Raw genomic sequence first — 19,656 nt, forward strand, 5'->3', positions numbered from 1 at the left:
TACAATATCCATAATTTCACCTGCCATTTTTTATGTACTTTTCATCTTACTTCTATTAAAACTTATGATAAGATAATCTGGATTACATCCGCTTCTGACAAAGAGAAGCAGTTTAGAAAAGGGAGCATGGAAAGCATGAAGTACTTTACAGAACCGATTATCATCACCAAAAAGCAGACCGGTAAAGAGAAATTAATCGCCGGTGCATCTCTAAACGCCTACCTCTTAGACCCTGTCTCCGTTGCTCCAAATCGTCTGCGTCCGGCAGTGATCATCTGTCCGGGAGGCGGTTATGAGCACTTATCGGACCGGGAAGGAGAACCCATTGCCATGCAGTTTTTATCCATGGGCTGCCACGCATTTGTTCTTAATTACAGCATAGCTCCGGAGGAATTTCCTTATCCCCAGATGGAGCTGGCAGCATCCGTCTCCCTGGTTCGTTCCCATGCACAGGAATGGCTGATCGATCCGGAAAAGATTATCGTCTGCGGTTTCTCAGCTGGAGGCCATCTTGCCTGCAGCCTGGGGGCATTCTGGAATCAGGAGTTCTTATACGGACCCTTGGAACTTACTCCGGAAGAAATTAAACCAAATGGCATGATACTGGCATATCCGGTGATTTCTTCCGGGCCTTACTGCCATCAGGGTTCTTTCCTTAATTTATTAGGAGCCGATGGAACAAATGAAGCAGCGCGCCGCCTGGTTTCTCTTGAACATCAGGTAGGTTCCCACACTCCGCCTGTATTCTTATGGCATACCTCTACTGACGATGCCGTACCAGTAAAAAACAGTTACTTACTGGCTGATGCACTTACGGAGCATGGTGTCAGTGTGGAAATGCATATCTACCCTGCAGGCTGCCACGGACTGTCTTTGGCGAACAGGGAAGTTTCCGGGGAGGACGGCCGCTTCATCGTTCCCCAGTGCCAGAACTGGATTTCTCTTGCTAAAACCTGGCTGGAACATCTGTAGGCATGAAAAAGGCGGGGCACTGGGAGTATTACTACTTCCGGTTGTCCCGCCTGTTCTATCAATTTCCTGTTCTTATTAACGAACCAGCATCTTACTGATCTGATACTGATCTTCCGGAATATCCTTGGTCATAGCCAGTGCTTCCTGAATATCGAAATCAACGAATTCTCCGTGCTTATAGCCTACAACACGGTTACTCTTTCCTTCACAAAGCAGTTCTACCGCTCTTGCTCCCATTATGGAGGCATACACACGGTCTTTACAGGTAGGTGCTCCGCCTCTTTGCATATGGCCCAGAATGGTGGCTCTGGTCTCAATACCGGTAGCAGCCTCAATTCTCTTTGCCATGGAGGAGGAATGACCGATTCCTTCAGCATTGATAATAATATGATGCTTCTTTCCCCGCTTTCTGTTCTCGATAATGCGGTTAATCAATGCCTGCTCGTCTCCGTCATAACGCTCTGGCAAAAGGATGTCCTCAGCTCCGTTTGCAAAGCCGCACCAAAGTGCAATGTATCCGGCATTTCTTCCCATTACTTCAATAATACTGCAGCGCTCATGGGAAGTGGATGTATCACGAACCTTATCAATGGCTTCCATGGCAGTGTTCACTGCAGTATCAAAGCCAATGGTATAATCGGTACATGCGATATCTAAATCAATGGTTCCAGGAAGTCCGATGGTGTTAATTCCAAGTGCAGAAAGCTTACCGGCACCGCGGAACGAACCGTCTCCACCGATGACTACCATTCCGTCAATGTTGTGTTTTTTGCAGATCTCAGCACCCTTTTGCTGACCTGCAGCTGTGGTAAATTCCTGGCATCTGGCTGTATAAAGAATCGTTCCGCCCCTATGAATGATGTCTGATACACTGGTGCTGTTCATATCAACAATCTCTTCCTGCAGAAGGCCCGCGTATCCCCTCATAATTCCCTTTACTACCAATCCTTTATGGATTGCAGTTCTGACAACGGCACGGATCGCAGCATTCATACCTGGTGCGTCGCCGCCGCTGGTTAATACGCCAATGGTTTTCACTTGTTTTGCCATAGTAACTTCCTCCTGATTCACGGATATCTGTTTTTGTAAGTTTTACATTTCATACACGTTGTATTCTAATTCATTTTGCCAATCTTTTCAAGTTTTTTTTCTACAAGTCTGACATTTATTTCACCAAGTTTTTTGGTTAAAATATCAAGAAGTCCATCGGAAGCATTCACATTCCAGTTAGCTGGGAGCACTTTCTTTGCCCGTTCACGCTCCAGATAGATGATTACGGAATCACTGCCCTCGGATTCCCGAAGCAGTTCAAGAATCTCCCGCTCCAATTCCACATAGGTATCCTTGTCAGGGAATTTCAGCCACAGTTCTTTGGGAACTGCTGAAAATGGAATGACTCTCTCACAGATCAGCTTTCCAACCGGATCATCTCCAACGGAAGCTCTGCCCTGGATAAACACTTTAGAATCCTCCACAAACAGCTCTCTCTTGCTTTCATAATCCTTTGGAAATACAATGACCTCCACAGAGCCCACCAGATCTTCCAGGGTCAGGAATGCCATCATCTTGTTGTTTCTGGTAGTTTTTACGTTTTTGCCTGTAATCATACCACCAATGGTGACGTAAGCACCGTCCTGCACATTGGTCTTCTGGGTTTCCTCGTCTACGATAAAATCCACAGTCACTGCTGTAATGTGGTTTCTCCAGGTCTCCTCATATGCTTCCAGCGGATGGCCGCTTACATAGATGCCAAGAGTCTCCTTTTCAAATGCCAGAAGATCTTCCTTCCCAAACTCACCCACATCAGGAAATGTAATCTGATAGTTGCTTTTCTCTTCCTCTCCAGCAAGATCAAACAGGGTAATCTGTCCTTCCATGGTATTCTTTCGTTCCTTGCTCCTCTGGTCAAGAAGCTCCGGCGCGATTAAAAGCTTCTGCTTTCTGGTACCGGGAAGAGTGTCAAGAGCTCCTGACTTGATGAAATTCTCAAGGGTCCGCTTATTGACTTCTTTGTTGCTCATTCGGTCGATAAAGTCTTCCATATCGTGATAGAGTCCGTTTGTTATCCTCTCTGCCACTATCTGCTCCACCACGGATTTGCCCACGCTTTTAATGGCAGAAAGGCCATAGCGAATGGACTTGCCTGAAACGGAAAATCCGCTTTCTCCCTCATTGATATCCGGCGGAAGTATGGAAATCCCCATCTGCCTGCAGCTCAGGATATACTCTGAAACCTTAGACACGTTGTCCATAACAGAGGTTAAAAGTGCTGCCATAAACTCCTGTGGATAATAGTATTTTAAGAATGCAGTCTGATAGGATACGACTGCATAAGCAGCTGCATGGGATTTATTAAATGCATATTTAGCGAAATCAATCATCTCATCATAGATCTGATTGGCAGTCTTTTCATCCACGCCATTGGCGATACAGCCGGCTACCCCTTCTTCCGCATTGCCATATACGAAATTCTGGCGTTCCTTCTCCATAACATAAGTTTTCTTCTTAGACATGGCTCGGCGCACCAGATCGCTTCGGCCCATGGTATATCCGGCCAGGTCGCGGACGATCTGCATAACCTGTTCCTGGTAAACGATACAGCCATGGGTGGGCCCCAGGATGTGCTCCAGCTGAGGACAGTCATAGGTAATGGAATTCCGGTCATTCTTACCCTTTAAATACTTGGGAATAAAATCCATGGGGCCGGGACGGTAAAGAGAAATTCCTGCGATAATATCTTCCAGACTCTCCGGCTTTAACTCCTTCATGAAACTCTTCATGCCGGAACTTTCCAGCTGGAATACCCCGTCGTCCTTTCCGGATCCGATGGAATCAAGCACTGCCTTGTCATTATAATCAATCTGATCCATATCAAGGACAAGATCCCGGTTCTTCTTGATTGCTTCCACTGCATTCTGAATCACCGTAAGGGTTCTAAGCCCCAGGAAATCCATCTTTAAAAGTCCCAGCTCTTCCAGTGTGGTCATGGTAAACTGGGTGGTTATGGTTCCGTCCGCTGCTTTTGACAAAGGAACGTATTCATCCACCGAAGTACGGCTGATTACCACTCCCGCCGCATGCATGGAGGTATGTCTGGGCAGACCTTCCAGACGCATGGACATATCAATTAAGTATTTTACTTCGGGGTCATCGTTATAGGCACTACGCAGGTCAGGGCTTTGTTTCAGCGCCTTTTCCAGTGTCATGCCAAGGTCACCCGGTATCATCTTGGCAATGGCGTCACAGCGGGCGTAAGGCATATCCAGCACCCTTCCTACGTCTCTCACCACACCCTTCGCTGCCAGGGTACCGAAGGTAACGATCTGAACCACCTGATCCTTGCCATACTTTTCCACTACATAGTCAATGACTTCCTGGCGCCGTTCAAAGCAGAAATCCACGTCAATATCAGGCATGGAGACTCGTTCCGGATTTAAGAAACGCTCAAAAAGAAGGTTATACCGAATGGGATCAATGTCCGTGATCCCCAGACAGTAGGAGACGATACTTCCGGCGGCAGATCCTCTTCCCGGACCAACCATGATATTCTGGGATCTGGCATAATGAATAAAATCCCATACAATCAGGAAGTAGTCCACATATCCCATGCTATGGATAACATCCAGCTCATAGGCAAGACGTTCCTTTAAAGTCCCGTCATCATCGGGATAATGGCGTAAAAAGCCCTCGGTACATAGTTTATTTAAATAACTCCAGGAGTCATAGCCTTCCGGTACATCATACTTTGGCAGCTTGGTAACTCCGAATTCAATCTCAACATCACACCGCTGGGCGATCTTATGGGTATTCTCCACTGCCTGGGTTGCATAGGAGAAAAGCTTCTTCATCTCTTCTTCCGATTTGCAGTAATACTGACCGCCCTCGTAGCGCATCCGGTTTTCGTCTGTCACCTTCTTACCGGTCTGAATGCACAGTAAAATATCGTGGGGTGTGGCATCCTCTGCATAGGTATAATGAATATCATTGGTTGCCACCAGCTCGATACCGGTCTCCTCGCTCATACGCACCAGCCCCTGATTCACGGTCTTCTGCATGGGAATGCCATGATCCTGAAGCTCAAGGAAGAAATTGCCCTCTCCGAAGATCTGCTGATAATGAAGAGCCGCTTCCTTTCCCTTTTCATACTGGCCTCTGCCAATATAGCGCTGCACCTCACCTGCCAGACAGGCACTGAGAGCGATTACGCCCTCATGATATTCTTTTAATATCTCATAATCCACTCTTGGTTTATAATAAAATCCATCTACAAATCCTTTGGAAACAATCTTCATTAAATTCTGATAGCCCTGATTGTTCTCAGCAAGAAGTACCAGATGGTAGTACCGGTCTTCCCCGCCTGCAAGCTCTCTGTCAAATCTGGAACCGGATGTCACATACACCTCACAGCCGATTATTGGCTTGATGCCGGCTTCCCTGGCGGCTCTGTAAAAATCAATTACCCCATACATGACGCCATGGTCCGTAATTGCCATACTGTCCATTCCCAGTTCTTTTGCTCTGGCGGTCAGTTCCTTAATTTTGCAGGACCCATCAAGCAGGCTGTATTCTGTATGGACATGCAAATGTGTAAATGCCATCTGTCGTTTCTCCTTCTATCCTCATTTCTTCTATTATAACATAAAAAGACAGCCCCTGAAAATATTTTGCTTTAAAATAAAAGGAATGAAAATGATACATGGTATCTTTAAAACTCTTTCTGACAGCAGTGGAAGGACAGGGCATAGATTACTCTTCTTCCTCCCTCTACCTCACTTCTTCTATTTTTTGACCTTCTCTATCCTAATTTGAGGCATTTCAGAGGCCGATTCTTTGTTTGTGCCCCGCCGTTTCTTCACTTGCGGGGCAATGGTAAAATCTTATTCCTAAAAATTCCCTATTCCTTCTATTCCATTTGGGGCATAGCAACAGATAGGTCTCAGCCTATGCCTCTAAATAAGAATACTCAAAACCAAAGCAGTCAAGCCCTGGCTTAACCATAGCAGAAATCTTATATTTGTGCGCAAAAGCCTCAGCAGCTAAAAAGGGGGATATATAAGAGGCGGAGCTTCCATTGTCAGGCAATGGCAGTCTCCGCCTCAAAAACACGTTATATTCCAGTTATTATTCCTGATTGCTTAAGTATTTCTCGATCTCACTGACCGCGTGCTCTTCATCAGTTCCATCTGCTGTAATTGTAATCTGCTCTCCTGCAGCAAGGCCGAGAGTCATCATACCCATAATACTTTTGGCATTCACTCTTTTTGATTCGATTTCAACATAAATGTTGCTTTCATACTGGCTGGCAACCTGAACCAGCATAGCAACTGGTCTCGCCTCCAAACCTGATGCAAGTTCCACGGTGACTGTTTTTCTTACCATAATTATCCTCCTCATTCCTCTGAACGGGTCTGTTCCGTTCCGCTGCCCACGCCTGTCCCGCGCAGCCGCCCTGCCAAATCACAAAGCTTTCTAAGTCGGTGGTTCACTCCTGATTTACCAACAGGAGGGTCCAGAGCTTCTCCAAGCTCCTTTAATGTTGCGTCCGGCCTCTCCAGTCTCTCTCTGGCAATCTCCACTAAATTGTCAGGAAGATTATCAAGTCCGATTGTATCTCTGATATATTCTATATCTTCTATCTGCTTTACCGCAGCTGATACCGTTTTATTAATATTTGCAGTCTCACAGTTGACCTGTCTGTTCACGCTGTTGCGCATATCCTTTAAGATCCTGATGTTCTCAAGCTCCATTAAAGCAACCGGGGCCTCCATGACATTTAAAATATCAACAATCTGGCTTCCCTCTTTGATATAGACAACAAAATAACGCTTTCTCTTAACTATCTTTGCATCAAGTTCAAACGTTGCAATAATCGATTTCAACTGCTCTGCTTTTTCTTCTGTGGCACATACGATTTCATAATGGTAAAACTTCTCCGGATCACTTAAGGATCCTGACGAGAGAAATGCGCCCCGTATAAATGCTCTCCTGCAGCATGACTGCTGGATCACCACGTTCTTTACTACACTAAGATTCTCTCCTACTTCTCCGTTTTCGTCAAGGAGTTTGGTTGCATGAAGTACCCGAATGGCATCTTCATGTTCTCTTATCGTTACCGTATAGGTACGATTTTTATTCAAGTAGGCATTTCTTCTAATAGAGACATCAGTACTTATATTAAATGTTTTTTTCAATAATGTAAAGTACTTTCTTGCAACTGCTACATTTTCTGTATGGATTTTAATCGTATAGCGGTCATCTTCCGATATGATTATCTTGCCGCAAAGGCTGATGATCGCAGCCATTTCTGCGATCTGACAGTGTCTTGCCGGGCTGATCTGCCTGGAAAGCTCTTCTTTTAATTTGGAAGAAAATGACATATCTAGACCACCCTTTTCCCTGTATTATCCTTTTCTATATCCCGGTGTTCGATCTTAATTCCGAACTCAGCCCTGGACTTAAACTTTTCGTAAACCGCCTTGGCAACGGTTACGGAACGGTGCTTTCCGCCGGTACAGCCAATGGCTATTACCAGCTGATTCTTTCCTTCCAGAACATAGTTTGGAAGCAGGAACTCCAGCATATCATAAAGCTTGTTCAAAAACAGATCAGCGGTTCCATGCTGCATCACATAGTCCCGCACTTCTTTTTCTTCCCCTGTCCTGTTTCGCAGTTCTTCCACATAATAGGGATTGGGCAGAAACCTTACATCAAATACCAGATCTGCATCCGATGGAATTCCATATTTAAATCCGAAGGAGAGGATGGTAATGTATAAATTCCGGTAAGATTCATGTTTCATGAAAATCTTTTCCAGCTCCTGCCTCAGTTCTTTGGTGAGAAGCTTGCTGGTATCGATGATATAATCAGCCTCTTCCTTCAGAAAAGCAAGCTTCCCACGCTCTTTTTCAATTCCGCTGTCGATTCTTCCGCCTGCTGCCAGTGGATGGGCTCTTCTGGTTTCTTTATACCGTTTAATCAGTATTTCATCTCCGGCATCCAGGAAAAGAATCTCAAAAGGAACCCGGTTTCTGGACCATTCATCAAAAATCCTGTTTAAAACCGATAAATCCTCCCCGCTCCTGATATCAATACCCAAAGCAGCGTTCTGGATTCCTTCCGGATTTTTCGAGGTCAGCTCCGCAAACGTCTCAATCAGGGGGATAGGTAAGTTATCCACACAGTAGAATCCCATATCCTCCAGCATCTTGAGCGCCTGGGTCTTCCCTGCGCCTGACATGCCTGTCACAATTACAAGCCTCACTGTATACTCCTTTGCACCGTTAAAACTTTCCCAGTGTCTTTACTTCCATCTCAAGCATTACTCCGGTTTTTTCGTATACCCTGTTCTTTATCTCTTCACATAAGGCTATAATGTCCGCCGCAGTTGCCTGATTCTTATTAATCACGAATCCGCAGTGCTTTTCTGAAACCTGGGCACCTCCTACGGAAAATCCCCGAAGTCCTGCGTCTTCGATCAGCTTCCCGGCAAAATGTCCTTCCGGGCGTTTAAAGGTGCTTCCTGCACTTGGAAATTCCAAGGGCTGTTTTTCTTTTCTTCTGCGTGCCAGCTCATCCATTCGTTCTTTAATCGAAACCGGATCGCCTTCTTTTAAGCGAATGTTTGCTTCCACCACCACATACTGCTTTGGTATAATGCAGCTGGTCCGGTACCCCAGAGAAAGCTCGCTGGCGGGAATCTCTAAAATATCCCCATCCCCTGTTACTACTTTTACGCTGCGAAGCACCTCTTTCATTTCCGAACCATATGCACCGGCATTCATGACTACAGCTCCCCCCAGTGTTCCCGGTATTCCGGCAGCGAACTCAAAGCCTGTCAGTGATGCCTTATATGCTTCCTGTGCGATTCTCGCCAGAGAAAGTCCTGCTCCGGCTTTTATCATCCCCGTCTCCTGATTTACCTGACAGCTGTTAAAGCTGTCCATAGAGATAACCACCCCGTCAAAACCCTGATCCCCCACCAGAAGATTACTCCCGTTGCCTAAAATGAAGTATGTTTCATTCTCCTGCTTACAAGTCTTAATGACTGCAGCAAGTTCCTTTTCATCTCCCGGAGTTACAAAGCAGGCTGCTGGTCCCCCAACCCGGAAAGATGTATGTCTTTTCATCTCTTCCCCTGCTTTTATATGGTTTTTATCGGCTGCACCAAGAAGTTTTTCATAAATTCCAGTCATCAGACACCTCAATCATCCTGTTTTCTTGATAAGTTTGCCTGGACGCGGTTGTATAATTCCTGTGCCGCGTTGTACCCCATCTTCTTCTGTCTGTAATTGACGGCAGCTGATTCAACGATAATGGCCAGATTACGGCCCGGACGAACGGGAATGGAATGGCATACTACCTGATTGCCTAAGAACTCCGTGTAATTGTCCTCGATTCCCAGTCTGTCGTACTCTTTATCCTTATCCCAGTCTTCCAGCTTAATCACCATATCAATGGCCTGTGTATCCTTTACACTCTCTACACCGAACAAAGTCTTCACATCGATAATTCCGATTCCTCGTAATTCGATAAAATGTCTTGTGATCTCCGGTGCGCTTCCGATTAAGGTATCATCACTCACCTTGCGGATCTCAACCACGTCATCGGTTACAAGACGGTGGCCTCTCTTAATCAGTTCCAGAGCTGCCTCGCTTTTACCGATGCCGCTCTCTCCCATAATCAGCACTCCCTCACCGAAAACGTCAACTAAAACGCCGTGAATGCTGATACATGGCGCCAGCTTTACCTTCAGCCAGCGGATTACCTCTGCCATTAAATCAGACGTGGTTTTATCTGAAACCAGGCAGGGGATTCCGTAATGATTGCAAAGTGCCAGCATATCCTCATCGGGATTCTGGCTGCGGCTGTATACCAGACACGGAATCTGATAGGAAAGCAGCTTATCGTACATCTCCATCTTTCTTTCATGATTCATCTGGTTTATATATTCCTGCTCTACGTATCCGATAATCTGAACCCGTTCATTGTCAAAGTGATCAAAAAAACCGGTCAGCTGGAGAGCCGGACGGTTTACATCCGGATGGCTGAGCACAATTTTCTCCGCATCGATCTCCGGCGTCATATTCCGGAGATTCATTTTTTCAATCAGATCTGTGATTGCTACTCCATGCATGGTGAAATGCTCCTTTTCATCTGTTTTTTTCATACTAACACAGATTTCGTGTTTTGAAAAGCTGTGGGTACTAATTATGAAAGAATTCATACACGCTTTTAGCTGAACGGGAATTCATGCCTTCCGTAGCTTCCAGCTCTTCCAGTGTGGCTTCTTTCACGGCTTCCAGCCCCTTAAACCGGCGCATCAAAGCCTTTCTCCGCCCCGGGCCGATATTTGGAATGTCATCAAGAATTGATTTTACCTGCCCTTTGCTTCTTAAACTTCTGTGATACTCAATGGCAAACCGGTGGGCTTCATCCTGAATTCTTGTGATCAGCTTAAACCCTTCCGAATGCCGGTCAATGGGAATTTCCACATTGTTATAGTACAGTCCCCTGGTCCGGTGATTGTCATCTTTTACCATTCCGCATACAGGAATGGCAAGCCCCAGCTGCTCTATGACTTCCAGAGCGATGTTCACCTGGCCTTTTCCTCCATCCATCATGATTAAATCAGGGAAACGGGTAAAGCTTCCAAGTTCTTCCTCCACCCCCTTCTCCCTTAAGCTTTCCGCTTCCTGTAACCCATGGGAAAATCTTCTGGTCAGAACCTCATTCATGGAAGCATAGTCATTGGCTCCCTTTACCCATTTTATCTTGAATTTCCTGTAATCATTCCGCTTGGGTCTGCCGTTTTCGTAAACGATCATGGACCCTACCGACTCAAAACCGCTTATATTGGAAATATCAAATGCCTCAATCCGTTTTACACCGGTAAGACCCAGCAGGCTTCCCACCTCATTCATGGCACCGACGGTTCGAAGCTCCTCCCGCTTGATCTTTTCTTTATCCTGGGAAAGCACCAAAGCCGCATTTCTTTCCGCCAGCTCCACAAGACGTTCCTTCTGTCCCTTTTTCGGTATAATGAGTTTTACTTTCTGTCCCCGTTTGGCAGACAGCCACTCTCCAATTACCTCTTCCTCCTCAAGCTGGGTCTGAACCCATATCTCTCTTGGAATAAAGGGAGTTCCGGAATAGAACTGTTTTACAAAGCTGGTTAAAATCTGGCCGTTGTCTTCTGCAGTCGCCACATTCACATGGAAATGTTCTCTTCCGATTAACTTTCCCTCACGCACAAAAAAGACCTGGACCACAGCATCTTTTTCATCTTTTGCCATGGCGATAATATCCCGGTCTTCCATACCGCTGTCTGTGATCTTCTGTTTTTGGGCAATCTGCTTTACACTGGTTAATAAATCTCTGTATTCAATGGCTTTTTCAAAATCCATCTCATCGGATGCAGCCTGCATCTTTTCTTCCAGCATGGCAATGACAGGCGCGTATTTGCCTCCAAGAAAATCAATAACCTGACCGATGGATTTCCCATAGTCTTCCTGGCTGATATATCCCTGGCAGGGTGCCTGACACTGTTTGATATGATAGTTTAAGCAGGGTCTTTCTTTCCCGATATCTCTGGGCAGATTCCGGTTGCAGGTCCTGATCTGATACAGCTTGTGAATCAGTTCAATGGTATCCTTTACCGCTCCTGCACTGGTATAGGGGCCAAAATATCTGCTCTTATCCTTCTTCATATCTCTGGAAAACAGGACTCTTGGAAATTCCTCGTACATGGTAACCTTAATATAAGGATACGTTTTATCATCCTTTAACATGGTGTTATAACGGGGGCGGTGCTCCTTGATTAAATTGCATTCCAATACAAGTGCTTCCAGTTCCGAGTCTGTTATAATGTATTCAAAACGGGCGATTCTCGATACCATCTGTTCGATCTTTGCCGTTTTATTTCTGCTGCTTTGAAAATACTGCCTGACTCTGTTTTTTAAGCTGATGGCTTTTCCAACATAGATAATTTCGTCCCGCCTGTCGTGCATGATATACACACCAGGCTGGGACGGCAGTTTTTTTAATTCTTCTTCTATATTAAATTCGATGTGGTCCACCTGGTACGAATCACCTCAATCTTGTTCCGTCGTATTTGATCTGCAGTTCCAGATAACGCTCTACTGCGTAGTATTTTTCTTCCGGCTCCGAATCCGCTCTTCCAATCTCCATGATTTCACAGATTGCAAGCAGCTCTTCTGCCGTAAATTTGTCTTTATAGGTTCTTAAGACCTCCAGCTTCTCATGATACGTCTCTGCGTCAAGAAATGCAAGCAGATTTTTATTGGGACCGTGGTGTTCTTCTTTCTTTCCCTCTTCTTTTTGTTCCCCTTCCGGCTGGTCTTTAGAATCGGAATCCTTTAAATCCACCCGCTCAAACCGGTACTTTTGAAGAACATCCGGATATTTTTCATGATCCACCTCGCTGATAAACATGGAGAGAGGACGTACATAAACATCAAAGGTTCCGTACAGAGCCTGATAAACAACCATCTTTTCTCTGGTCTCGGAATGAATCGCAACTGCTACCACCTGATACATCTTATCCTTAAAATGTCTGTAAAATTCTCCTGGTCTTGGTGTTCTCTCCATGGCTTTCCTCACTTTTCATTTCTTAAACCGCCTGTGGTCACGATCACAACAGGTGGCTTATTCCTTTTTTCTTTTTTTTCTGAAGCTTCCCCGGAACTGGACTGCTGCCTGGTTGTCTCTTCTTCCACCGCGCCTTCCAGACTCTTCTCCGCCTCACTCTGTACTTTGACAGGAGCCTGTGTGGTTTTAACAGCCGCAGTTGTTGATTCTGCCTCTTTCGTTGCTCGCTGCTGGGCAATCCTGGCCCCTTCCTTTTTCGCCTCTTCCTCAGATAACAGGGCATCCCAGGTATAACGGTTGGAGGCACTCCAAAGAATCCATTCGTCGTACCCTGCATCGTAAACCGCCTGGATCTGTTCTCTGACTTCTTTCTTTCCATATGAAATATGGTGATCCAGATAAGAAGCGGTAAAGTCCTGAAGCCAGGGACGTACCTCTGCCTGTTTTACTGCCTCTCCACGGGTCTTTTCCAAATCTGATTTAGAAAGCTTTAAGGCTGCACGAATGGTCTTGTAAGGTTCTGTATCCGGATGATCAATACCGAAATTACCGTCGCCGTAGTGGGATGGATAGATCATCGGGCAGATATAGTCTAAATGGTTTGCCATATCACTGTAAACCTGTCCCACTGCCTGAGCATCCACGTTGCTGCCGATTATGGTTCCGAACACATCGGCGGAAACCGTGATATTCCTGGCAGAAAGTTTCCCATAGGCATACTGAATGAACTCTGTTATAATATCGGTTTTCGAGCGTCCTTTGGTCTCATCTCCATCAAATACCACCTGCTTCATGGAGCTGTCTGTAGCAAACCTGATGTAGTCAAACTGGACTTCGTCAAAGCCTGCTCTGGAAGCGGCTTCTCCCACTTCCACAAGGTAATCCCAGACTTCCGTGCGGTATGGATTCACCCACGCAAGTCCCTTATTATCTCTGTGCAGACTTCCATCCTTGTTTTTTAAGCTCCATTCCGGTTTCTGCTCCGCCAGATAGGGATCTCGAAATGCCACCACTCTTGCAATGGTATAAATGCCTCTTGCTTTTAACTGTGCCATCATGGCAGGCATGTCCTGAATATACTTTTTCTCCGCTCCGATTTCCTTCACCGTGGGAGCACCGTCCATTGCAAACGTAATTCTGCCGTCGTCATTCTTAACGTCGATTACCACTGCATTGATTTCAGTCCCCTCAATCTTGTCAAGAATAGCCTGAAATCCCTCAGATCCAGCCATATATCCGGAAATATAGATTCCCTTCACTTTCACCGGAGTTTTCTTCGGAAGCGCCGACACCGGAAGAGTCTCCTCCTGCTTGTCTGTCTCACTGCTCTCACTGGAATCGTCAGTTGTCTCGTCACTGGAAGGACTGTTCTTCTCAGTCTCAGGGATACCTTTATATCTGCTGCATCCGGACGCTACTAATGAGCATACAATTACTGCCAAAAGCCATCGTTTCATCATTTCACTTTCACTTTCTTTATGGTCTTCAGTGTTTTATTGTAATAATTATTTAACATTTTACCACATTTTGTAAAATTTTCCAAATAAATTTAATATTCCGGATGCAGCCCTTTGCTGCATGATTTAAAAACCAGTGATTTCATAAACCGGATACTCCCGGTCAAAATGATATCCAAGTTTTTGGGAAAGTGCCACAGAACCAGGGTTTTGGGCATCCCAGCTTGGATAAAGTCCTCTTTTTAAGCATTCCAGGATCAGCTTTGCTCCACAGGCCAATGCCAAGCCCTGACGCCTGAAATCGTTTCTGGTATCAATCTCAATTTCAATACCGCCCTGGTAAACCGTGTAGGAGGAAGCACCGGAAACCACCTGATCTCCTAAAAGAGCTGCCACTCCGATTCCCCTATTTTTATAATCTTCATAGTCTGCAAACTGGGAGCACAGATCTTTGGACCAGCTGTGCTCCATTACCTGATGGTAAATCTCTTCATCAATCAGGCGAAGGGTGAAGCGTGGCGAAAGACTTTCCACAGCTCCTGTTAATACCTCTTTATCAAAAACATCCGGCTCTTTCTTAATCGCATAACGGATCCGTCTTGTGGCAGATGATTTCCATACTGCCTCAATGGCTTGGGACCATGCCTCATCCTTCGGAACCATAATGATAAAATCAGATTTTCTTCCTGATGGTTTATTTCTAATTAATTCTTCGTCTGGCTTCCCGGAAAAAAAGCAAAAATCCCCAATTACAAGCTGGGCTGACTGGGGGTCTTTTTCCTGGTCAGCGAAGGCCCTTCCCATGACATTTTGCAGGCAGGACCAGATCAGTGTTTCCTCCCAACCGGTAAACAGAGGTTCCAGAATGGATTTGTCCTCAATTTCTATCACTCCCATAGTATCTCCTCGTCTTATGAATGCTGTCTGCAGATACACCCCAGTTCGTGGTCGTTGACCACCCCTACTGCCTGCAGATAGGAATAGATGGTTACAGATCCTACAAAGGACATCCCTCTTTTTTTCAGATCTTTGGAGATCTGATCGGACAGGTCTGTTTTTACCTGGAAATTATCATCCTGATTTACAATGATTGTTCCCCCTGTAAATCCCCACAGATAGTTTGAAAAGGAACCGAATTCTTTTTGTATCTCCATGAAAATGCGGGTGTTTTTTACTGCAGCCTCAACTTTTTTTCTGTTTCTGATAATGCCGGGGTTGTTCATAAGCTCGTTTAGCTTTTCTTCCTTATATGCTGCAACCTTCTCCGGATCAAATCCGTCAAATGCTTCCCGAAACGCTTCCCGCTTATTTAACACGGTAATCCAGGAGAGCCCTGCCTGAAAGGTCTCTAACAGAAACATCTCATATAATTTCTCATCGTTATAAACAGGAACTCCCCATTCCTCATCATGATATTTTACGTAGATGGGCAATGATTCATTTACCCAAAAGCAGCGTTTTTTATCCATTATCTGGCAAGCACCTCCGGTCCATCTTCTGTAATTAATACGGTATATTCCCATTGGGCAGACAGGCTTCCATCCTTCGTGTAGATGGTCCAGCCATCTGAATCATCCTGTACTACATCAGCCTTTCCTGCATTGACCATAGGCTCAATGGTAAAAATCATTCCAGGAACTAAAAGCATATCCGTTCCCCTGGTTCCGATGTGGCTGACCCATGGCTCTTCATGAAATTCCACACCTACTCCATGACCGCCGATTTCTCTTACCACGGTAAACCCATTGGCATAAATGTATTCTGAGATTACGGCACCGATATCCCCTAAATGTCCCCAGGCTCTTGCTTCCTTTAATGCCAGATCCACACTTTCCTTTGTTACACGGACCAGCTTTTCGGCTTCCGCAGATACCTTTCCCATGCAGTACATTCTGGAAGCATCTGCGTAATAGCCACCCACAATGGTGGTTACATCCACGTTAATGATGTCACCTTCTTTTAAAATTCTTTTGGGATCAGGAATTCCATGGCAGACTACCTCGTTGATTGAGGTACAGACACTTTTGGGATAGCCTTCAAAATTAAGGGGTGCCGGGATTCCGCCCAGACGGAGGGTGGTCTCGTGAACCAGGGTATTTAAATCCTCTGTACTGATTCCAGGACGGATCTTCTCACCAACCAGATCAAGAATCTGATTGTTAATAACACCAGCGTGGCGTATGCCTTCTATCTGGGCAGGTGTCTTAATCATGGAGTGATCCGGCACTTCATCTCCCATGATTTCATAATTCTCAAGCTTTCTGTCAAATTCCAGATGACAGGTCTTATATTTCTTTCCGCTGCCGCACCAGCAGGGGTCGTTTCTTCCTATTTTAAACATATTTCTCCTCCTTCTTACTACAACGTTTTAACACGTTTAGAGCCTGTTGTAAAGTGTTTCAGCCAAATATGGACAGATAAAAGCCATGGTATTTTCCGTTCTTCTATGTTACAATCTTAAGTATTGTAAAAATGAACGCGTTACGGAGGGACAAATGAAACCAGGATTTGATAACAACAAGTATTTAACCATGCAGTCAGAGCACATTAAAGAGCGGATCAGCCAGTTCGGGGACAAGCTCTATCTGGAATTCGGAGGAAAGTTATTTGATGACTACCACGCTTCCAGAGTGCTTCCGGGATTTGAGCCGGACAGCAAGCTTCGTATGCTGATGCAGCTCTCTGATCAGGCAGAAATTGTAATTGCCATCAGCGCTGCTGACATTGAAAAGAACAAGATCCGCCATGATCTTGGCATTACATACGATGTGGATGTATTCCGTCTCATTCAGTCCTTTACGGACAAGGGACTTTATGTGGGAAGTGTTGTTATTACCCAGTACTCCGGTCAGAAAGCTGCAGACGTATTTAAGGGAAAGCTGGAATCAATGGGAATTAAAGTGTACCGCCATTATATCATTGACGGCTATCCTGCCAACATTTCTTTAATTGTAAGTGATGAGGGTTATGGCAGAAATGACTATATTGAAACCTCCAAACCCTTGGTGATCATCACTGCACCGGGACCTGGCAGCGGAAAGATGGCCACCTGTTTATCTCAGCTTTATCACGAAAACAAAAGAGGCGTAAAGGCTGGTTATGCCAAGTTTGAAACCTTCCCTATCTGGAATATTCCGTTAAAGCATCCGGTGAATCTTGCTTATGAAGCAGCTACTGCTGATTTAAATGATGTGAATATGATCGATCCCTTCCATTTGGAAGCTTATGGGTTAACTACTGTAAATTATAACCGGGATGTGGAAATTTTTCCGGTTTTAAGTGCAATCTTTGAGGGAATTTATGGAGAATGTCCTTACAAATCCCCTACGGACATGGGTGTGAATATGGCCGGACATTGTATCGTGGATGATGAAATCTGCAAGGAAGCATCACGCCAGGAAATTATCAGACGTTATTATCAGGCATTATCCCGTCTGGCAAAAGACATGGGATCCAAGGATGAGGTATATAAAATTGAACTGTTGATGAAGCAGGCCAAGATCAATACGGAGATGCGAAAAACCGTAGGCGCTGCCAATGAGCTGGCCCAGAAAAACAGTTCTCCTGCTGCTGCTCTTTTGCTGGGTGACGAAACCATAGTAACGGGGAAGACCACCAATCTGCTGGGAGCCTCTGCTGCTCTTTTGCTGAATGCAGTCAAGGTTCTGGGAAATATCCCTCACGATGTCCATTTGATTTCTCCTTCCGCCATAGAACCGATTCAGAAATTAAAGGTTAAATATCTGGGAAGCAAAAACCCCAGACTTCATACCGATGAAGTACTGATCGCCCTGTCCGCTTCTGCTGCCACAGATGTGAATGCGCAGATTGCCTTAGAGCAGCTTCCCCGGTTAAAAGGGACGGATGCCCATACGTCTGTCCTGCTCTCTGATGTAGATGTAAAAACCTTTAAAAGATTAGGAATCCATCTTACCTGTGAGCCGATCTATGAACAGAAGAAAATATATCATTAAGAACCTGGATATAAGTAAACTCTTTATTGATAAAAACAATCACTGCCGCTGTACCGATAGAGAAACACAATTGGAAGTTCTATGTATTCAATGTTAAAATTAATGTATTAAATTTTACGAAGGGGTGTTTCATAATGGAAATGAAAAAAGAAGTCAGTGTACAGAAAATCAAAAAAGATGCAGAGGAATTATTCCGGGGGGGATTCTTCTGTTCGGAAGCCGTCGTATCTTCCATACGGGACAACTTTGAACTTGATGTTCCAGATATGGTAATCGCCATGGCCTCCGGATTTCCCGTAGGTATCGGACGTTCCAAGTGCGTATGCGGAGCCGTGTCCGGCGGCGTTATGTCACTTGGCCTTTTCTTTGGACGTACCAGACAGGGGGATCCAAAGGTGGAAAAGAACCTTTTATTGGCCAATGAGCTCCACGACTATTTTAAAACAGCCAATGGAAAGAACTCTCTTTGCTGCCGTGTCCTCACAAAAGAATTCGATATGGCAAGCGGGGAACATAAGGAGCAATGCATTGCGTTTACCGGGCTGGTTGCAGAAAAGGTGGCACAGATCATTGTCCGGGAATTTGAGCTTGTGAATATTGATGAACTTGTAACAGCGGGGTGATGGGTATGAGGGACTTAATAAAACGTGTGCCAGTACCTATGTCAGGAGTTATGCTTGGGTGTGCTGCTCTGGGTAATTTACTTCAGAGTTACTCCGAGAGTATCCGCTATGTGTTTGGAGCCATCTCCTTTTTACTTTTTATCCTTCTTCTGCTTAAAGCAGGATTGTATCCCATTGCGGTTAAGGAGGATTTGAAAAATCCAATCATGATGAGTGTATCTGCCACATTTCCCATGGGGACTATGTTGTTATCTGTTTACATAAAGCCTATTTTCTATACAGTGGCTTTTACCATCTGGATTTTGGCGATTGCTCTTCATCTTCTGCTGATTCTTATGTTTACTTACCGGTTTATGAGAAACGTGAATATGAAGAACGTATATGCCAGTTATTTTATCGTGTATGTGGGCATAGCCGCTGCAGGAATCACCGCTCCGGCTTATCAGATGCAATTTATTGGAACAGCCGCTTTCTGGTTTGGGTTTATCAGTTTGATTGCTTTACTTTTGCTGGTTGGGTACCGGCATATCAGATACTCTGAAATACCGGAGCCGGCACAGGCACTGTTTTGTATATTCACAGCGCCAGGGAGCCTGTGTCTGGCCGCTTATCTGCAATCAGTGGATGAAAAAAACCTGGTTCTTGTGTCAGTACTGGCTGTAGTATCCTTTGCATTGTATGTATTGGTACTGGCCGGGTTAATTCCGCTTTTGCAATTGCCATTTTATCCAAGTTATTCTGCCTTTACGTTTCCATTTGTCATTAGCGCCATTGCATCGAAGCAGACTGCTGGCTTTCTTATGAAAAATGGAATCCAGGCATCATACCTGCAGCCAATTATATGGATTCAGACAATCCTTGCTGTGCTGCTTGTCTGCTACACGCTTTTGCGATACGGTATGTTTTTATTGCAGATCAGGGTTTCACCTGTAAAAGCCAATGCAGCTAATTAATATAAAGTTTTGACCTTAGAATGGGAGCTGTTGCTATTACGCAACAGCTCCGTTTATTCTTATTTCAATT

The 19,656-nt window shown here is 45.1% G+C and carries 17 protein-coding genes; 4 read left to right on the forward strand and 13 right to left on the reverse strand.

The annotated features are described in order from the left end of the window. The first annotated feature begins 135 nt into the window (after positions 1–135). Positions 136–972: an alpha/beta hydrolase gene (locus BXY41_RS11615; RefSeq protein WP_104437003.1), complete on the forward strand. Its 837-nt coding sequence runs from the start codon at positions 136–138 to the stop codon at positions 970–972. 75 nt (positions 973–1,047) lie between these two features. On the opposite strand, the gene pfkA is transcribed toward BXY41_RS11615, so the two are convergent. The 13 genes from pfkA to BXY41_RS11685 form a co-directional block, all read right to left on the reverse strand. Next, positions 1,048–2,022 carry a 6-phosphofructokinase gene (gene pfkA, locus BXY41_RS11620; RefSeq protein WP_104437004.1) on the reverse strand — a complete coding sequence of 325 codons (975 nt, stop codon included), beginning with the start codon at positions 2,020–2,022 and terminating at the stop codon, positions 1,048–1,050. Positions 2,023–2,087: 65 nt separating this feature from the next. Beyond that, complete coding sequence (locus BXY41_RS11625) at positions 2,088–5,570, reverse strand: DNA polymerase III subunit alpha (protein ID WP_104437005.1); 3,483 nt, start codon at positions 5,568–5,570, stop codon at positions 2,088–2,090. A gap of 523 nt (positions 5,571–6,093) precedes the next feature. Next, entirely contained in the window at positions 6,094–6,351 is a 258-nt protein-coding gene (locus BXY41_RS11635) for an HPr family phosphocarrier protein (protein ID WP_104437007.1), read from the reverse strand. A gap of 11 nt (positions 6,352–6,362) precedes the next feature. Next, on the reverse strand, positions 6,363–7,349 hold the full coding sequence (gene whiA / locus BXY41_RS11640) for a DNA-binding protein WhiA (RefSeq protein WP_104437008.1): 987 nt from the start codon (positions 7,347–7,349) through the stop codon (positions 6,363–6,365). 2 nt (positions 7,350–7,351) lie between these two features. Then, entirely contained in the window at positions 7,352–8,233 is an 882-nt protein-coding gene (rapZ, locus tag BXY41_RS11645; protein WP_104437009.1) for an RNase adapter RapZ, read from the reverse strand. 19 nt (positions 8,234–8,252) lie between these two features. After that, entirely contained in the window at positions 8,253–9,164 is a 912-nt protein-coding gene (gene murB / locus BXY41_RS11650; protein ID WP_104437010.1) for a UDP-N-acetylmuramate dehydrogenase, read from the reverse strand. An 8-nt stretch (positions 9,165–9,172) separates the two neighbouring features. Further along, complete coding sequence (hprK, locus tag BXY41_RS11655; protein WP_104437011.1) at positions 9,173–10,105, reverse strand: HPr(Ser) kinase/phosphatase; 933 nt, start codon at positions 10,103–10,105, stop codon at positions 9,173–9,175. 70 nt (positions 10,106–10,175) lie between these two features. Continuing rightward, on the reverse strand, positions 10,176–12,047 hold the full coding sequence (uvrC, locus tag BXY41_RS11660) for an excinuclease ABC subunit UvrC (RefSeq protein WP_104437012.1): 1,872 nt from the start codon (positions 12,045–12,047) through the stop codon (positions 10,176–10,178). Between the two features lie 10 nt (positions 12,048–12,057). Further along, complete coding sequence (locus tag BXY41_RS11665) at positions 12,058–12,579, reverse strand: DUF1653 domain-containing protein (RefSeq protein ID WP_104437013.1); 522 nt, start codon at positions 12,577–12,579, stop codon at positions 12,058–12,060. 8 nt (positions 12,580–12,587) lie between these two features. Then, a complete protein-coding gene (locus BXY41_RS11670) occupies positions 12,588–14,036 on the reverse strand; it encodes a putative glycoside hydrolase (RefSeq protein WP_104437110.1) in 1,449 nt (482 codons plus the stop codon). Between the two features lie 126 nt (positions 14,037–14,162). After that, on the reverse strand, positions 14,163–14,933 hold the full coding sequence (locus BXY41_RS11675) for a GNAT family N-acetyltransferase (protein ID WP_104437014.1): 771 nt from the start codon (positions 14,931–14,933) through the stop codon (positions 14,163–14,165). A gap of 14 nt (positions 14,934–14,947) precedes the next feature. Continuing rightward, entirely contained in the window at positions 14,948–15,505 is a 558-nt protein-coding gene (locus BXY41_RS11680; protein ID WP_104437015.1) for a DNA-3-methyladenine glycosylase I, read from the reverse strand. Then, a complete protein-coding gene (locus BXY41_RS11685) occupies positions 15,505–16,377 on the reverse strand; it encodes a methionyl aminopeptidase (protein ID WP_104437016.1) in 873 nt (290 codons plus the stop codon). Before BXY41_RS11685 ends, BXY41_RS11680 begins: the two co-directional genes overlap by 1 nt. Positions 16,378–16,531: 154 nt before the next feature. Between BXY41_RS11685 and BXY41_RS11690 the strand changes: the two genes are divergently transcribed. The 3 genes from BXY41_RS11690 (at position 16,532) to BXY41_RS11700 (ending at position 19,586) form a co-directional block, all read left to right on the forward strand. Further along, positions 16,532–18,010: a DUF1846 domain-containing protein gene (locus BXY41_RS11690; protein WP_104437017.1), complete on the forward strand. Its 1,479-nt coding sequence runs from the start codon at positions 16,532–16,534 to the stop codon at positions 18,008–18,010. 134 nt (positions 18,011–18,144) lie between these two features. Then, positions 18,145–18,633 (forward strand): C-GCAxxG-C-C family protein, encoded by a 489-nt coding sequence (locus tag BXY41_RS11695; protein ID WP_104437018.1) that lies wholly within the window; start codon positions 18,145–18,147, stop codon positions 18,631–18,633. A gap of 5 nt (positions 18,634–18,638) precedes the next feature. Further along, a complete protein-coding gene (locus tag BXY41_RS11700; protein ID WP_104437111.1) occupies positions 18,639–19,586 on the forward strand; it encodes a TDT family transporter in 948 nt (315 codons plus the stop codon). Positions 19,587–19,656: the final 70 nt, after the last annotated feature.

The sequence above is a fragment of the Lacrimispora xylanisolvens genome (genome assembly GCF_002934545.1).
In the GTDB taxonomy this organism is placed as follows: Bacteria; Bacillota; Clostridia; order Lachnospirales; family Lachnospiraceae; genus Lacrimispora; species Lacrimispora xylanisolvens.

What these genes read in the sequence shown, in the direction of transcription:
- BXY41_RS11615 (WP_104437003.1), top strand. Translation starts at nt 136, where the DNA reads ATGAAGTACTTTACAGAACCGATTATCATCACCAAAAAGCAGACCGGT.
- pfkA (WP_104437004.1), bottom strand. Translation starts at nt 2,022, where the DNA reads ATGGCAAAACAAGTGAAAACCATTGGCGTATTAACCAGCGGCGGCGAC.
- BXY41_RS11625 (WP_104437005.1), bottom strand. Translation starts at nt 5,570, where the DNA reads ATGGCATTTACACATTTGCATGTCCATACAGAATACAGCCTGCTTGAT.
- BXY41_RS11635 (WP_104437007.1), bottom strand. Translation starts at nt 6,351, where the DNA reads ATGGTAAGAAAAACAGTCACCGTGGAACTTGCATCAGGTTTGGAGGCG.
- whiA (WP_104437008.1), bottom strand. Translation starts at nt 7,349, where the DNA reads ATGTCATTTTCTTCCAAATTAAAAGAAGAGCTTTCCAGGCAGATCAGC.
- murB (WP_104437010.1), bottom strand. Translation starts at nt 9,164, where the DNA reads ATGACTGGAATTTATGAAAAACTTCTTGGTGCAGCCGATAAAAACCAT.
- hprK (WP_104437011.1), bottom strand. Translation starts at nt 10,105, where the DNA reads ATGCATGGAGTAGCAATCACAGATCTGATTGAAAAAATGAATCTCCGG.
- BXY41_RS11665 (WP_104437013.1), bottom strand. Translation starts at nt 12,579, where the DNA reads ATGGAGAGAACACCAAGACCAGGAGAATTTTACAGACATTTTAAGGAT.
- BXY41_RS11670 (WP_104437110.1), bottom strand. Translation starts at nt 14,036, where the DNA reads ATGAAACGATGGCTTTTGGCAGTAATTGTATGCTCATTAGTAGCGTCC.
- BXY41_RS11675 (WP_104437014.1), bottom strand. Translation starts at nt 14,933, where the DNA reads ATGGGAGTGATAGAAATTGAGGACAAATCCATTCTGGAACCTCTGTTT.
- BXY41_RS11680 (WP_104437015.1), bottom strand. Translation starts at nt 15,505, where the DNA reads ATGGATAAAAAACGCTGCTTTTGGGTAAATGAATCATTGCCCATCTAC.
- BXY41_RS11685 (WP_104437016.1), bottom strand. Translation starts at nt 16,377, where the DNA reads ATGTTTAAAATAGGAAGAAACGACCCCTGCTGGTGCGGCAGCGGAAAG.
- BXY41_RS11690 (WP_104437017.1), top strand. Translation starts at nt 16,532, where the DNA reads ATGAAACCAGGATTTGATAACAACAAGTATTTAACCATGCAGTCAGAG.
- BXY41_RS11695 (WP_104437018.1), top strand. Translation starts at nt 18,145, where the DNA reads ATGGAAATGAAAAAAGAAGTCAGTGTACAGAAAATCAAAAAAGATGCA.
- BXY41_RS11700 (WP_104437111.1), top strand. Translation starts at nt 18,639, where the DNA reads ATGAGGGACTTAATAAAACGTGTGCCAGTACCTATGTCAGGAGTTATG.